The following is a 15,769-nucleotide window of genomic DNA, read 5'->3' as shown; positions in this document are numbered from 1 at the left end:
TCCCTTGCGGCGTAGTTCTTATTTAAGCCGTCCAAGTTTTGGGGTGCAGTTCATAGCCGCCGTCGTAGGTGTTTTCACCATGGTTGATTACATTGGCATATGTTGCATTACCCGAGATGACACCGCCTAAGAGATTCAACGCCGCGCCCTTGTCAGCATAGATGCCACCGCCAGAAGCAGCCTTGTTTCCCGCAATCACGCCATCTGTCATTTCGAGGCTGGCGTTCGCCCCCGTTACACACAGGCCGCCGCCCCAGCCGCCGCCGCTACCGTTGGTGACGTAACCGCCAGAAATATTGACAATGCCCTGAGAGAAAATAACGTGACCGTCGTTGCCCAGGGGACGAGGCGTTGTGATCATGCCACCCTGAAGGTTGAGCGTGCCCCCATCCTCAACGGAAATGACTTGATTTACATAGCCCTTTTTGCATGCAACGATAGCGCCGAAATTGGCAACAGTGTGCTGGTAGGTCGTTTCCCTAGTACCAAAACCGTTAGGCGTGCTTTCAGTTACGTAGTATGTAAGTGATTGTGGAACACTTTCATCAATGAACTGCATCTCTGCTGGCTGACCAGGTTCACCACTGGTAGCTTCAGTCTTCGAGTCATTCGCCTCACCTTTGACAGTTAGCGTATAGCCCTTTGAAATTGTGATAAATGCACAAACAGGCTCTTTGGTTTCCTGCTTAGGGTTACCGTTGCTGTAATAAAGCTTGTGATTCGCAAGGTCGATCGTAGTGTCGTGATTGATTAAGATCGGATTGCTCGAACTAATATCAGCAGTCAGACGCAGCTTTGCGGGCTTTTCCGCCGCGGGAAGGTCAAGGTACGTAGACAGGTCTTCGTCACTCTTCAGCAGCGCGTACCCCTCCGAATCTATTTCAAGTTTCCGAGCCTCACCTTCATTTGCAACAGTAACGGCCTTATAGACAGACTGCCCATCATCCGCGGGCTGCGCAGCGCTCTCGGCTCCCGTGTCATCGGCAGGCAGATCCGCCGCAGCGGCATCTTCTCCTTCGCCACCCTCAGCGTCGTCACTATTCCGGTTTTCGGCGTCCCCGTTGTTGGTGTTTTCTACATCAGTAGACTCAGTTGAGGAATCAGCCGCCGCCACAGTTTCCTCGGCTGCACCCGCCTCGGCATCGTTGGCAATGGCCTGCGAGATTGGAGGCATGACGAGCGACAGTACCAGGCTCAACACGGAGGCTCCGCACAAAACGCCTGCCAGCACACGGCGCGTCGCTTTATTACTCTGCTTAGATTTGTCTGAATTTGCTTTCATCGATGTCTCCTCCCCAAGAGACCGCGATCTTGCTCTTTCACTATCAAGCGTATCTGCGCAACCTGAAATTGCGCACGCTTAGTAATGAATATTGTAACGATTGTTTGAACATCTGGGCAAATAAACCGATAGTTTGTAGCGAATTGTCAATTCTCTTGACATTTGCTCAGATTTACCTTCGTTTATTCGCTATCTATTTTTTGTTTCTACTGGTAATTTAGTTGCCCATCATTTTTTAATGGCATTAGATTTATTTGCACAACATTTTGCTCAAGAGTAAACATCCTGTAAACAGTCGAAAATTGACCATGAGCTGTAGGTCATTTACCGGGAGAAATACCCTACCAAACTGATGAGAATATCTTTAACTCATCGGTAGTCAGAAGCGTAATGTTCAGACAACCATATTGGTATTTGCGCGCAGATTGCAGGCATCAACTCGCCCAAATCGCCTGAGGACACCGCAAAGGTGTCTGTTCCCTTTGCGGTGACTCTCCCCCGGCGCTACAGCAGATGTTCCTCGATAAAGATCGCGATGCCGTCTTTGTCGTTGCTCGCGGTTACAAAATCGGCGGCGGCACGGGTGGCATCGCTGCCATTTGCCATGGCCACGCCCACGCCAGCGTCAGCCACCATGCAGGTATCGTTATCGGCATCGCCAAACACGCAGATGTCCTGGAGCTCCATGTCGTTGAGCTCCGCCACGCGCACAAGGCCGCGCGTCTTGGACACGCGCGGATCCATGAACTCGTAGAGCCGCTGCGTGGTTTGCAGAGCCGCCGCCTTAACAGTGTCATCGGCAAACGTCGACGCCCGCTCAATCACCCGCGGCATTACCTCGGGCGCCATGGTAAACATCACCTTGGGCTGCGGCTCGCGCAAAAACTCGGCAAAATCGACCACCTGGTAGGGCACGCCGTCGACGCGCGACAGGTGCTCGACGCACGCGTTGCTCTCGGGCACGTAGAACACGCCGTCTCGGGGGCAGACGGGCGTTGCCGGAAGGTCCGCCATGTGTTTGCAGATGCGCGCGATGGTCTCGCCCGGCAGCGAATAGCTCAGCTCGTTGATGTCGTGCGCGCGGTCGATGACCTCGGCGCCACCGCAGCCCACCATCACGTCCACCAGGCCTTCGATGCCCCAGAGCTCATACATGGCCTCGGTCGCGTGGGCGTCGCGCCCGGTGCACAGGCCAAAGAGCACGCCGCGCTCGCGCAGGGCGCGGATCGCCGCCACGGTGCGCGGGGACACCGTGTGCTGGCTCGTGAGCAGCGTGCCGTCGATATCGCAGAACACGGCTTTAATGTGGCTGAAGGTGGTGTCCATGGGGGCCTTTCTGGGTTGTACGGCGGTGTGGGGTGTATTCGTGAACGGCGTACATGGTATACCAAGGCGCAGGCGCGGCCCGTCAAAGCAAAAACCACCACAAAGGAGCCTGGCCCCTTTGTGGTGGCCGAACCCGAAGGGTGGCCTGGCCCGGAGCGCAAACCATCACAACATTCGACGTTTTTCGGCAAAATCGCGATTTTCATCGAATGTTGTGATGGTTTTTACTGCTTTGCGGCACGATCCAAATGCCGGCGTCCAAACAGCAGCAGCGCCGCGGGAACCGCCGTCACGACCGTGCCCGCCCCTACGAGCGTCTGCTGCACGCCAAATGTCGCCGCCAGCCAGGGGGCAATCGCCAGCGGGGCCACGCCGGCGAACATGTTGCCAAAGCCCATGACCGAGTTGACGCGGCCGAGCTGCTCGAGCGGAGCCGTCGTTTGCACGATGGTGTTGTGGAGCGGATTGACGACACCCCAGGCAACGCCCAGGGCGATCTGGCCGATGAGAGCCACGCCCACGTGCGGCGTTCCCACGTAGAGCAGGCTTCCCAGACCCACGGACATAAGCGCCACGAGCAGCGTTTTAAGGTTGACCAGGTGCGGCGGCAAGCGGAGCGCGGCCACGGCGCCCAGCACCGCGCCCACACCGCTGGCCGACGAGAGCCAGCCCATCCATTCGACACCGACGTGCAGAATATCGCGGTAGAAGAACGACTCCAGCGGATCGAAGGCACCGTAGCCAAAGTTCGAAAGGAAAATAATGCAGAAAAGTAGCGCGAGGACGCTGTTGGTGAAGACTGTCTTGATGCTGGCTGCGAAGGTGGCGCGGGCGGACGTGCTGGGGTTGGAGCTTTGTCCCGCACGCTCCCCTTCCTCTGCCGAATCGGCATCCGCATGCCCGGCGACATGGCTGGTCTGCGGCCCAAAGTCCCAACCGACGACGAACGCCAGCACGGTAAAGAGCATCATGAGCACAAACACCGCGCGCGACGACGCAGCCGCTGCGACAAGGCCGCCCAGCGTGGGACCGACGATGATACTCACGTTTGAAAACATGGCGATGGCTGAGTTGATGTCTTTGAGCTCGAGAGGATCATCGGTGAGGTAGGCTGGATAGGATGTAGCGATGGGCTGGGCGAACCCCATCACAAAGCCCAGGAGCACCGCGCCGAGCAGGACGATGCCGGTCGCGCTGCCAAAGACGATGATCGCCGCGCCGGTTGCCAGCGTGCCCACGATGCTCAGCAAGAAATGACGGCGCGGGCCCCAGGCGTCGAGCACCGCGCCACCCGCAAAGGATCCCAGGATCACGAATACGTTCATAAACAGGACGGCCAGCGATGTCGCCACGACCGAGGCATCGTCTGCATAGGTGAGCGTTCCGATAACGCCGATAAAGTAGCTGGTCTGAAAACCGGTGTAGATGAGAAAGCGCATCGCCACCAGGCGCTTTGCCTGCGCGGACAGCGATGATTGAGGCTTTGAGAAAAGAGAGGCGAGCATGGAGACTCCTGGTTTCATACGAATACGGACGGCGGGCATTCGCCACCGTCTGTCAAATCAATCTATCCGCATGAAACATTAAGGACGCATCAAGCCCCTTCTCTCCGTTTTTCGCCCGTCATGAACTACTTGGTAGATTGTAAGGCATGTCCCACACATCTACCAAAGCAAAAACCACCACAAAGGTGCCTGGCCCCTTTGTGGTGGAAATGGCGTTTGCCCAGATAAAACCTGCCAAAATAAACCTGTCCCTTTTTGGCAGGTTTTAGGCCAGATGATCTTGAATCAGATCGCAGATGGCTCGGGCGTCGTTGATGTTGATGGCTCGGGTCGCAAAGCCGGCGTCGAAGGCCTGACGCGCCAGGGCCTCGTTGCAGGCAAGGGCCAGCGTGTGACCGTCGACCAGGTCGAGCGAGCTCTTGCCGCGCAGACGGTCGACACCGGAGCGCGCGACCACGATGTTGTCGAAGCCCTCGGTCTTGTAGCCCTCGATGATCACCACGTCGACATCGTTGTAGCGCGACAGCAGCTCGCGCGCGGGCATCTCGTCCTCCTCGCGTGTGTCGGCGTACTCCGCCCAGCGCGTGGCGCAGATGAGGCCCACGTGCTTGGATCCGGCCTGGTGATGGCGCCAGGTGTCCTTGGCGGGCACATCGATATCAAAGCCGTGATGCCCATGATGCTTGAGCGAGCCCACGCGCAGACCGCGGCGGGTGAGCTCGGCAATGACCTTCTCGACGAGCGTGGTCTTTCCCGAGTTCTGGTAGCCGATAAACGCGATCGCGGGGACGGCCCGTGTCGGAGCTGCGGGTGCGACGGCGACGGGTGCGCTCGCGGGCGCGGCACCGTCAGCGGCCACGGCCTCAACAGCAGCGGCCTGACGCTCTGCGCGATCCCACACGCCCGAGCGGCCGCCCTCCTTGTGCAGCAGGCGCACGTCGACGATCTCCATGCCGCGATCGACGGCCTTGCACATGTCATAGATGGTCAGACACGCGGCACTCGCGCCGGTCAACGCCTCCATCTCAATACCCGTCTTGCCCGTCACGCCGGCCGTAACCAGTACGTGAAAGCCAACCTGCCCGTCTGTGCGCGCCGGCGCCCAGCCCTCGGGCACGTCCTCGGTCGGCGTCCCCGCCGGAGCGATGGGCGCAATGTCGCACTTGCTCTTGGTAATGAGCAACGGATGGCACATGGGAATGATGTCGCTCGTGCGTTTGATGGCCATGATGCCTGCCACGCGCGCGCAGGCAAGCACGTCGCCCTTTTTGGCGCGGTCTTGCAGCACCATGGCCTGTGTCTCGGGGTGCATGAGGATGGTGCCCTCTGCGATGGCGATGCGATGAGTCTCGGCCTTGCCGGACACGTCGACCATGCGCACCTCGCCCTTGGCGTCCACGTGCGTCAGCTCGTCGCGACGGGCGTCGCGGGCGGGCTCGGTGGCAGCACTGGCAGTCGGCTGCGCGCCTGCAACGGCATCGCTGGCCGCAGCCGTGACTTTGTGGGCAGACATCGCGGCCCTGCGAGCGGCCTTGGTGGCATCGGCGTACCTGCTCTTGGCCATATGATCATCCTCCGATTTGGGACATAAATCGTTGCGTGCCCTCAATTATCGCGTGTTCCTGCGGTTTGTGGGCCACGGCATCGCGCCAAATCGAAAGTACCTGCATATCATCACCACGGCGCAGCGCCTCACGCACCGAATACTCGGCATCGCTGAACAGGCACGGACGCACGTTGCCATCGGCCGTCAGGCGCAGACGATTGCAATTCGCACAAAAATGGTTGGACATGGCGCTAATAAAGCCGACCGTTCCCGCCGCGCCCGGAAAGTGCCAATAGCGCGCAGGGCCCGCGCCGGCAGGAGCGTCGTTGATGTCGAGCGGCTCGAGCTCGCCCAGTCCCGCCGCGGCGGCCCCGGCATTGATGCGCGCCCGCAGCTCGTCGCTCGGCACGGTATCGCTCGCGTCCCACAGCTCGGGATTGAGCGCGGGCGCATGCGGGTCCACAGCGCAATGCGAGCTTGTGTGCTCGTCGCCGATGGGCATGTATTCGATAAAGCGCAGGTGGATGGGGCGGTCGAGCGTGAGCCGCGCAAGGGCCGCCACATCCTGGTTGAGCCGGCGCACGACAACGCAGTTGACCTTAACGGGCTCAAAGCCCCAAGCCAGCGCCGCGTCGATGCCAGCCATGGTCTGCTCGAGTCGACCCAGGCGTGTGATCTTTCCAAAGAGCGTAGGGTCGAGCGTGTCGAGCGAGATGTTGACGCGGTTAAGCCCCGCGTCTTTGAGCTGCGGCGCCAGCTTGGGCAGCAGGGCGCCGTTGGTGGTAAGCGAGATGTCCTCGATCTGCGGAATCGCGCGGATGTCACGAATGAGCGGGATGATACGGCGGCTGACCAGCGGCTCGCCGCCCGTCAGGCGCACGCGGCGAATGCCCTCCCCCGCTACCAAGCGCACAAAGCGGGCGATTTCCTCGGCGCTGAGCAGCTCGTCGTGCACGCGGGGCGCCACGCCATCGGCCGGCATGCAGTAAATGCAGCGGAAATTGCACTTGTCGGTAACGGCAATGCGCAGGTAGTTGATATCGCGGCCAAAGCCGTCATGTTGCACGTGCCCGTCCACGCAGCCCTCCCCTCACGCGGCGTTTTATTCTTCGGAAAACATAATACCCCACGAGAGAATCATGCCGACACCCGTACGACAGGACAGGCCGCTTCGAGCAAAACGGACTTTCCAAGCCCATCCTCAGCATGCAAACCATCACAACATTCGATGCTTTTCTCGTTTTTGGCAAAAAACATCGAATGTTGTGATGGTTTACCTGCCCACAGCACCCCGCAGAAGGGCCAAAGCGCCCCTAAAGGCTGCCGTCCCAATGCCGAATCACGAATTCTCGCAGGTCGTTCTGCCGTTTCTGGAACACCTCGCTTCGGTCGCACTTGAGGCCCATAGCGAGCGCGATGGCGTTCATCGCCCGATGCAATTGCAGCTGGTGGGCAAACTGAGTCCCGGTGAGGACGATCATCCTAAAGCCCAGCGCGCTCAGCACGGTCATACGCTCCGCATCCGACGCGCTGCGCTGTTTATCAAGATGGTCCGAGCCGTTGTATTCAATCCCCGTACCGCTCGCAGGCGCATATACGTCGATCTCGAAATACCCGGCCTTTGCGAGATATTTGAACTCGTTGGGAACATCGACCCGATGGTTGAACTCGACCCTGGTGTACCCTAGCCCGCCCTGAGAACGCTTCGCGACGACCATGATTGCGGTGGCCGTCTCCATGGGCGACCGCGCGCCATCGTGCACGCGCTTGAGCGCGGCGGCCGCGCGTATAGCCCCCTGGCGAGATCGGTTCTCATTGCAATAGGCAATCAAGTCGGCAACGGTATACCTCTGCCCCATCTCGATATAGTCGCCTGTCGACAGATGATTCAAATGGTATCGGGCGCAGATTTCGTAGCCATATTCCAGCTGCTCGGGCTCGCTCATCCACGAACCCGCTTGGACAAAGCACATGGCCTCATCAACCACCAGAAGGCCCTCTGCCACCTCGATAAGATGGCCTGGAGGTACCGGCGCCCCAAACACGTGGCATCTCAATCCAGCCGGCGTCGAACGCTCAAAATCGAAGTTGACGAGCGTGTCGATATGATCGAGCTCTTCTCGTGGAATACCGAGCGAAACCAGATAGTCGGTAACGATCCCAACTGCCGTTGAAGCCCTCAGTCCCTTGGCATCGAGTCCCAATTTGGGCAGGTTCGCGGTCGGTTCCGCCTCGTTAGCAAGCGAGTCCTCATCGTATAGGCTGCTTGCTCGCGAGAGCGGCTCGGACGGGCGCGCCACGTTGTGGTACAGCCAGGCAGTCTTATGGGACAGGACGATCGGCAGGTCCATGAGCCCTCCAATGGAGTCGGATAACCAACCTTATTCCCCTGCTCACGGGTTCGCACACCTTCGTGCGCAAGAAAGCGATTCCACCCGGTCGAGTGGCAGAAAAACCATCACAACATTCGATGCTTTTCCTGATTTTGGCGAAAAACGTCGAATGTTGTGATGGTTTGAGGCGAGGTGAGCGGCACGGAGGGGTCAAAGCATCGTGCTCGAACGGGTTAATCCAACTCTTTTAAGCCATGCGCCAGCTGCCAGTACTCGCCGTGCTGGGCGAGCAGCTCTTCGTGCGTGCCGCGCTCGATGATGCGGCCGTGTTCGAGGACCATGATGGCATCGGCGTCGCGGACGGTGGACAGGCGGTGCGCGATCATAAACGTGGTGCGTCCGCGCATGATGCGGTCCATACCGCGCTCGATGAGCTTTTCGGTACGCGTGTCGATACTCGAAGTGGCCTCGTCCAGGATGAGCACCGGCGGATCGGCGACGGCCACGCGCGCAATGGCGAGCAGCTGGCGCTGGCCCTGCGACAGGTTGGCGCCGTCGGCCGTGACCGGCGTGTCGTACCCTCTAGGCAGGCGGCGAATAAATGAATCCGCGCAGGCTGCCTCGGCAGCGGCGCGCACCTCCTCGTCGGTCGCGTCGAGCTTGCCAAAGCGGATGTTCTGCGCAATGGTGCCGCTAAACAGGTGCGTATCCTGTAGCACGATGCCGAGCGACCCGCGCAGGCTGGCCTTGGCAATGTGCTTGACGTCGATGCCGTCGTACGTGATCTCGCCGTCATCGACCTCGTAGAAGCGGTTGATGAGGTTGGTAATGGTCGTCTTGCCGGCGCCCGTGGAGCCCACAAACGCAATCTTTTGCCCCGGCTTGGCAAACAGGTTGAGGTCCGTGAGCACGCGGGCGCCCGGCACGTAGGAAAAGTCCACGGCATGGAAGCGCACGTCGCCGGCAAGCGGGACCAAGCCGCACGTGAGCTCGGTGCCGTCGGCGGCCACCGCGCGGCCCGACTCATCAACGGCTGCCACATCATGCAAATGCCCGTAGACGCCCACGCCCTGGCCCTCGGGAATCTTCCACGCCCACGCGGCGTCGCCCGTCTGCATCAGCTCCACGCAGCCCTCGTCCACCTCGGGCTCAAGGTCCATGGCGGCAAACAGGCGCTCGGCACCGGCCAACGCGTTGAGCAAGAAGTTGCCGAGCTGCGTAAACTGGTTGATGGGCATGGCGGCCTGGCGCACAAAGACCAGGTAGCTCGCGAGCGCACCTACGTCGGCGAGTCCCTTGATGCAGAGCATGCCGCCCGCCACGGCGACGATGGCATAGTTGACGTAGCCAATCACGACAGTCATGGGCACCATGGAGTTGGCATAGCTCACGGCGGCGGTGCCGGTGCGGCGAAGCTCGTCGTTGCGGCAGGCAAAGCCGGCGACATTCGCCGCCTCACGGTTAAAGACCTTGATGACCTTTTGACCCGAGACCATCTCTTCGATATATCCGTCCAGGTCGCCAAGCGATGCCTGCTGGGCAGCAAAGAAACGCTTAGAGCGCGCGCCCGAGTAGCGCGCATACAGCACAATGGCCGCATCGCACACGAGTGTGATAATCGTGAGCTGCCAGTTAAGGATGATGAGCATAGCCGTGGTGCCCACAACCTGAATGGCGGCCTGAATCACGTTGGCAAAGCTGTTGTTAAGCGCCTCGGAGACGGTGTCGACGTCGTTGGTGAAAAAACTCATGATGTCGCCCGAGCGCGTGCTGTCAAAATAACTGAGCGGCAGCGTCTGGATGTGCGCGAACAGGTCGCGGCGAATATCGGACACCACGTGTTGGGCCGCGCGCACCATGATCTGCGAGTAGCCCAGGGCCGAGAGCACGCCCGCGGCGTAGATGATCGCCGTCAGGATGACCTGCTTGGCGAGCAGTTCCTCCCCGCCCGTGGCCAAACCGTTAACGATGGGGCGCACCATGTAGGTGCCGGCGAGGCTCGCGATGGCGGCAACGGAGGCGAGCACGCCCACCGCGAGCAACGAGAACTTGGCATGCCCCATGTAGGAGAGCAAGCGGCGCACAGTGCGCTTGAGGTCGGCCGGGCGTGCTTGGGCTGCGGTCTTAGGCATGACGCTCACCCCCTTCCAAGGGCGATCCGCATGCGACGGAGGAAAACGGATCATTCGCGCAACCATCGTCGCTGCCGTCGCCGGCGTCCGCGTTCCTCGCAAACTCCATCTGCGAGGCATAAATCTCCTGGTATATGTTGTCGCCCGCTAGCAGTTCCTCGTGCGTGCCCACGCCGTGGACACGACCGTCGTCCAATACCACAATGCGATCGGCATCCATGACACTCGCGATGCGCTGGGCGATGATGAGCACGGTCGTATCGGAAATCCGGGCGATGTGCTCGCGAATCTTAGCGTCGGTCGCCATATCGACCGCGCTGGTGGAGTCGTCAAAAATGAGCACGCGCGGATGCTTGAGCAGCGTGCGCGCGATGCACAGGCGTTGCTTCTGGCCACCCGAGACACCGGCGCCGCCTTGGCCCAACTCGCCGTCCAGCCCGCCGATGCGATCAAGGAACTCGTCCACGCACGCCGCGCGGCAAGCCGCGAGGAGTTCATCGTCCGACGCCTGCGGATTGCCCCACTGCAGGTTCTCGCGCACGGTACCCGTAAACAGCACATTCTTTTGCAGCACAATGCCCACAGCGTCGCGTAGAGTCGCGAGGTCGTAGTCGCGCACGTCGCGTCCGCCCACAAGCACGGCGCCTTCGGTGGCGTCGTACAGGCGCGCAATCAGCTGCACAAGCGAGCTCTTGCCCGAGCCCGTGCCGCCGAGGATGCCCACCGTCGAGCCGCTCTCGATGCGAAGGTCGATATGCTCGAGCACATCCTCGGCTGCATCCGCGCGGTATTTAAAGGAAACGTCGCGAAACTCGATACTGCCGTCCGCTGGCGCCGCAATCGCGAGGTCTCCCGCGGGGTTGGCGATAAAGGGCTCCTCATCGAGCACCTCGGCGATACGGCCCACACTCGTAAGAGCGCGCGTGAGCAGCAAAAACACGTTGGAAATCATCATGAGCGAATTCATGATCAGCAGCACGTAGCTCATAAAGCCCGTGAGCGAGCCCACGCCCAGCTTGCCGGCGAGAATCATGCGGCCGCCAATCCACAGGATGGAGAGCGCAGCCACGTACATCGACAGCTGAAACACCGGCAGGTTGAGCACGGCGGTGCCAAAGGTCTTTGTCGCAGTGCGCGCGAGCTCGGTATTGACGGTGTCGAACTTGGCCTCCTCGTGCTCGGCACGCACATACGCCTTGACGGCACGCACGGCGGTGAGGTCTTCCTGTACCACGCCGTTGAGGTGGTCCATCGAGGTCTGGAGTTGGCGGTAGAGCGGGCTCACGCGATAGGTGATGACGCCCAGCACGATTGCCAGCACGGGCAAGATGATCGCAAAGACGGTGGCGAGCGGGCGCGACAGCATCAGCGCGTAGATAAGGCCGACGATAAGCGTCACCGGGCCGCGCACCATAGGGCGAAAGCCGTTGCCCACAGCATTTTGGATAACGGTGATGTCCGTGGTCATGCGGGTGACGAGCGAGCTGGCGTCGTAGTTGTCCAGGTTGCCAAAGGCGAGCGTTTGAATCTTTTTGTACTCGGCCTCGCGCAGGTTAGCGCCTAGGCCCGAGGCAACGCGGGCGGACGTGCGGGCATAACCCAAGCCCAGTACCAGCGAAAGCGCAGCGCACACCAACATGTACGCGCCCTGCAGCAGCATGTAGTTGATATCACCCGCAGGCACGCCCACATCGATGATGTTGGCCATGATGACCGGGATAAACAGCTCGAGCACCGTCTCGACCGACACAAAGAACACGCCGAGGATGGCATCGCGACGGTATGTCCCTAGATAGGAAAACAGTATTTTGAGATTGCGCACGCAGGTTCAACCCCCATCAAACGTTGTTCGCAAACGCACGTATTATTGCGCGCCGAATAATGGTGTCAAGTATTCCGAAATCGTTTTCTGCAAGGTTAGCGCCGGCGGCGAGTTCTCGTGACGTGTGTCCATATTCACTCGGAATAATAGTGCACGCGACTTATTTCGCCCCACTGTCGACACAAACCTTGACTCTACAATCGTTGTAGGGTTTTCACTACACTGGTAGCTAAACGAACCAAGCCAGAAAGCCCCGCCCATGGAACACGACCTCACACGCGGCAATGTCCTCAAGACCATCGCGGTCTTTGCCCTGCCCTATATGCTCTCGTACTTTTTGCAGATGCTCTACGGCATGGCCGACCTGTACATGATGGGGCAGTTTAGCGGCGCTGCCGGCATCACCGCCGTGGGCAATGGCGCGCAGACGCTCTACATCATTACCGTGACGCTCGTGGGTCTGGCCATGGGAACGACGGTCATCGTCGGCCACGCCGTGGGCTCGCGCCGCTTCGACCGCGCCGAGACCGCCATCGGCAACACCATTACGCTCTTTATGGGTGTCTCGGTGGTGCTGGCCGCTGTCCTGCTCGCACTGTGCCCGCAGATCGTGACACTCATTGGCACGCCGGCCGAGGCAGTCGAAGGCACCGCCGCCTACCTGCGCATTTGCTTTATCGGCATTCCATGCATCGCCGCGTACAACATTCTCTCGGCCATCTTTCGCGGGCTGGGCGATTCGCGCTCGCCTATGTACGTGATCGGCGTGGCATGCATCATCAACATCGCGCTCGATTTTCTGTTTATCGGGCACATGGGGCTCGGCCCCGTGGGCGCGGCACTCGGCACGGTGACCGCGCAGACAGCCAGCGTTGCCCTCGCGCTCGTGTGGCTTAAGAGCCGCCGCACGAACATCCACGTTAAGCGCAGCGACCTGCGCCCCCAGCCCGAGGTGCTCGGCAGTATTCTTAAGATCGGCGTGCCCGTGGCCGTGCAGGACGGCTGCATCCAGGTGGCGTTTATGTTTATCACCGTCATCGCCAACCACCGCGGCTTGGTCGACGCCGCCGCCGTGGGCCTGGTCGAAAAGATGATCAGCTTTTTGTTCATTGTGCCGAGCTCCATGGGCGCCACCGTCAGCGCACTCACAGCGCAAAACGCCGGCGCGGGCAAGGGCGACCGCGCACGTCAGGTACTCAAAGATGCCATGACGATCTCGGTAGTGTATGGCTGCCTGATCACGGCGCTGATGTGGCTGGTGGCGCCGGCGTTTATCGGCTTTTTTGCCAAGGACGCCGCGGTTGTCGCGGCCGGTACCGGCTATATGCGCAGCTACATTTTCGACGCGATATTTGCCGGCATCCACATTTGCTTTAGCGGCTTTTTCGCTGCGTATGGCAAGAGCTACATCGGCTTTGCGCACAACGTGCTAGCCGTGGCGCTCATTCGCGTGCCCGGCGCGTGGCTGCTGTCGAACGCCTATTCCGACACGCTGTTTCCCATGGGCATCGCCTCGCCGTGCGGATCGATTTTGTCGGCAGTCATCTGTGTTGTCGCGTTTACCGTGCTCAACCGGCGCGGGGCTTTTGACAAGCTGATGGCGTAGAGGATCGTTTGCGTCGTACGACCTCGGCGCCCCTTCCCCGTCCATTGAAAGGAGCGGCGCCATGACCGACTCGCCAACTGAACATACCGAGGGTCTGCTCCGCATTGGCGAGGTGGCGCGCTTGTTTAACCTAAGCGTGGGCACGTTGCGCCATTACGAGCAGATGGGCTTGCTGGACCCGGCACACATCGATCCGGCGAGTGGGTACCGCTACTACGGATCGCGGCAGCTCTCCACTCTCAACACCATCAGCCACCTGCGTGTTCTCGACTTGCCGCTCGCGCTAATCCGTGAGTTTGTGACCACGCGCGACGTGAACCTTATGCAGCGGCAGCTGGCTCAGCAGCAGGAGCTCATCGAGCGCAAGCGCCGCGAGCTGGAGCGCGTGTCGCGCAAGATCGACAACCGGCTTGCCCTGCTTCACAATGCCCTGAACACCGAGCTCGATACCATTTGCGCAATCGATGCGCCCGAGCTTCGCTGCGCCGTATTGCGCGAACGCGTCAAGCCTACCGACGCCTATGCGCTGGAGTGGCAGATTCGTCAGCTGCAGAAGGGCCAGCACGAGACCTTTGTCTTTCTGGGCAACTTGGGCGTTGGGATTAGCGCCGAGCGCCTCGCCGCCGGCGACTTTGATGGCTACGACGAGGTCTTTTTGCTGCTCGATGACACCGATGATTACGTGGGCGACCTCGAGACGCGACCCGCCGCGCGCTGCCTGACCATTAGCTTTCGCGGCACGCACGGGCAAGCAACCCCACGCTATGAGCAGCTGCTCAGCTATATGCGCGAGCGCAACCTGACACCCGCCGGTCCCTCGCGCGAGATCGCCCTGATCGACGACATCATCAGCGACGACCCGGGGGCGTATGTGACGAGGATCGCGATACCGGTCCGCTAATCACTACCATTTATCGAGCAATTCCATCCATTTACCTTAATCCGAATTAGATTGTATTATGTAGCAAATAAAATGACAGCATATTGCCCCCCATAGGCAGGAGACATTATGCCCAGAGTTCAATCACGTCGCTCGTTTCTTCTCGGCCTAGCCTCGATCATCGGCTTATCCGCGTCACGCCCAACAAGAGTATTCGCTGCCGACTCAAACTCATCCGTCGCTTTTACATCAGACCTAGCACAAGACTACGCGCTTTCCCTGTTGCCCATCGTCGACGGATCCGCGAACTTAGAGATCGAGCAAATCGTTCCCGTATGCCAACAAATCGGCCTTATCTGTGGCTATGAAATCAGTGTCACAAGGGAAGGAAGCCCTTACGGTTATTTAATACTTGACGCATCATATCCTGGGCTTCTGAAGGAGATAACCCTCGGCGATACCATTCTTCCGATTTCAGCTTCTCTATCAAACGCCATTTCAACTTATTCCGGCCAACAGGCCACAAACCCAACCGTACTAATTTCGTACAACGATATTGAATATGGAACTTTGGTGCCAGGAACTAGAGACTGTGTAACCAACTATAACAATATACGGTCTGTCCCAATTGTCACCGAAAAGGGTATAGCACCTCAAAGCAATAACCCAACTTCATGGGATGCAGTCATTATCAATGAAGATGACTTGATGTTGCATTTCCAAATAGACGATTTAAACGGAATACCGTTCCGAGGAGTCTCGGAATCATTAGTTGAAGCCCGCACTAATAAGTATGCATGCGTCGTTTCTGCCTTGTACGCTGTATCAATGCATTACGGTCTCACCAGTTCAAACGCTAATCAATTTAATCCCGATTATTATAAAGAAATATGGAACGTCACTGGCACAACAACGTATAAGACCAATGATCAGGGCGTCGAGTACGGAAGCACGATCATCCCAGATGGAATTGTTCCGTTTAAAAGTCTTGCCGCTCAAAAGGGTAGAGCACTTAATACTCAGTTTTTCGGTTATCAGCCTCAATTCGCTCAGTACAGAGCAACTATCGATCAAGGGAATATCGGCTTGTATCATATGTGGATCAACAGCCGAAACAGTGAAGGATCCGTCGAGCTATCAGGTCATACAGTCACGGTAACTGGCTATTTTACTGGGCATAATGGAAGCTCTGGCATCGAACTGCAGTGGCTCGAAGTATTCGACGGATGGAACACTTATCCCCGAGCGATTAACTATGCAACGCCCAATATGGTCAAATTGAACGGAACAGTCTTTTGGTAGACCGGATGGCACCATCAAAATGCTATGGCACCACG

General features: G+C 59.2%; 11 protein-coding genes. 3 read left to right on the top strand and 8 right to left on the bottom strand.

The genetic code is table 11. The annotated features are described in order from the left end of the window. Nucleotides 1-22 precede the first annotated feature (22 nt). From JMJ97_RS03800 to JMJ97_RS03760, 8 genes are all read right to left on the bottom strand, one after another. On the bottom strand, nucleotides 23-1,282 hold the full coding sequence (locus JMJ97_RS03800; RefSeq protein ID WP_260699216.1) for a hypothetical protein: 1,260 nt from the start codon (nucleotides 1,280-1,282) through the stop codon (nucleotides 23-25). A gap of 504 nt (nucleotides 1,283-1,786) precedes the next feature. After that, on the bottom strand, nucleotides 1,787-2,608 hold the full coding sequence (locus JMJ97_RS03795) for an HAD family hydrolase (protein WP_260699215.1): 822 nt from the start codon (nucleotides 2,606-2,608) through the stop codon (nucleotides 1,787-1,789). A 224-nt stretch (nucleotides 2,609-2,832) separates the two neighbouring features. Then, complete coding sequence (locus JMJ97_RS03790) at nucleotides 2,833-4,113, bottom strand: MFS transporter (RefSeq protein ID WP_260699214.1); 1,281 nt, start codon at nucleotides 4,111-4,113, stop codon at nucleotides 2,833-2,835. Between the two features lie 265 nt (nucleotides 4,114-4,378). Continuing rightward, entirely contained in the window at nucleotides 4,379-5,677 is a 1,299-nt protein-coding gene (gene mobB, locus JMJ97_RS09660) for a molybdopterin-guanine dinucleotide biosynthesis protein B (protein ID WP_276550539.1), read from the bottom strand. Nucleotides 5,678-5,681: 4 nt separating this feature from the next. Next, the gene (gene moaA / locus JMJ97_RS03775; RefSeq protein ID WP_260699213.1) at nucleotides 5,682-6,737 is read right to left on the bottom strand and encodes a GTP 3',8-cyclase MoaA; all 1,056 of its coding nucleotides are present in this window, start codon (nucleotides 6,735-6,737) and stop codon (nucleotides 5,682-5,684) included. A gap of 235 nt (nucleotides 6,738-6,972) precedes the next feature. Beyond that, nucleotides 6,973-8,010: a hypothetical protein gene (locus JMJ97_RS03770; protein WP_260699212.1), complete on the bottom strand. Its 1,038-nt coding sequence runs from the start codon at nucleotides 8,008-8,010 to the stop codon at nucleotides 6,973-6,975. 215 nt (nucleotides 8,011-8,225) lie between these two features. After that, nucleotides 8,226-10,124, bottom strand: coding sequence for an ABC transporter ATP-binding protein (locus JMJ97_RS03765; RefSeq protein ID WP_260699211.1), 1,899 nt, complete (start codon nucleotides 10,122-10,124; stop codon nucleotides 8,226-8,228). Further along, nucleotides 10,117-11,946: an ABC transporter ATP-binding protein gene (locus JMJ97_RS03760; protein ID WP_260699210.1), complete on the bottom strand. Its 1,830-nt coding sequence runs from the start codon at nucleotides 11,944-11,946 to the stop codon at nucleotides 10,117-10,119. Before JMJ97_RS03760 ends, JMJ97_RS03765 begins: the two co-directional genes overlap by 8 nt. A 259-nt stretch (nucleotides 11,947-12,205) precedes the next feature. On the opposite strand from JMJ97_RS03760, the gene JMJ97_RS03755 reads away from it, so the two are divergent. The 3 genes from JMJ97_RS03755 to JMJ97_RS03745 all read left to right on the top strand — a co-directional run bounded on the left by JMJ97_RS03755 (nucleotide 12,206) and on the right by JMJ97_RS03745 (nucleotide 15,734). Beyond that, nucleotides 12,206-13,552 (top strand): MATE family efflux transporter, encoded by a 1,347-nt coding sequence (locus JMJ97_RS03755; protein WP_260699209.1) that lies wholly within the window; start codon nucleotides 12,206-12,208, stop codon nucleotides 13,550-13,552. 61 nt (nucleotides 13,553-13,613) lie between these two features. Next, the gene (locus JMJ97_RS03750) at nucleotides 13,614-14,453 is read left to right on the top strand and encodes a MerR family transcriptional regulator (protein WP_217749791.1); all 840 of its coding nucleotides are present in this window, start codon (nucleotides 13,614-13,616) and stop codon (nucleotides 14,451-14,453) included. A 108-nt stretch (nucleotides 14,454-14,561) separates the two neighbouring features. After that, nucleotides 14,562-15,734, top strand: a complete 1,173-nt coding sequence (locus JMJ97_RS03745; RefSeq protein ID WP_195363721.1) for a hypothetical protein — start codon at nucleotides 14,562-14,564, stop codon at nucleotides 15,732-15,734. The last annotated feature ends 35 nt before the right edge of the window (nucleotides 15,735-15,769 follow it).

This window comes from Collinsella aerofaciens (assembly GCF_025289055.1).
Lineage (GTDB): Bacteria > Actinomycetota > Coriobacteriia > Coriobacteriales > Coriobacteriaceae > Collinsella.
This window is presented reverse-complemented; position numbering and strand designations above follow the sequence as displayed.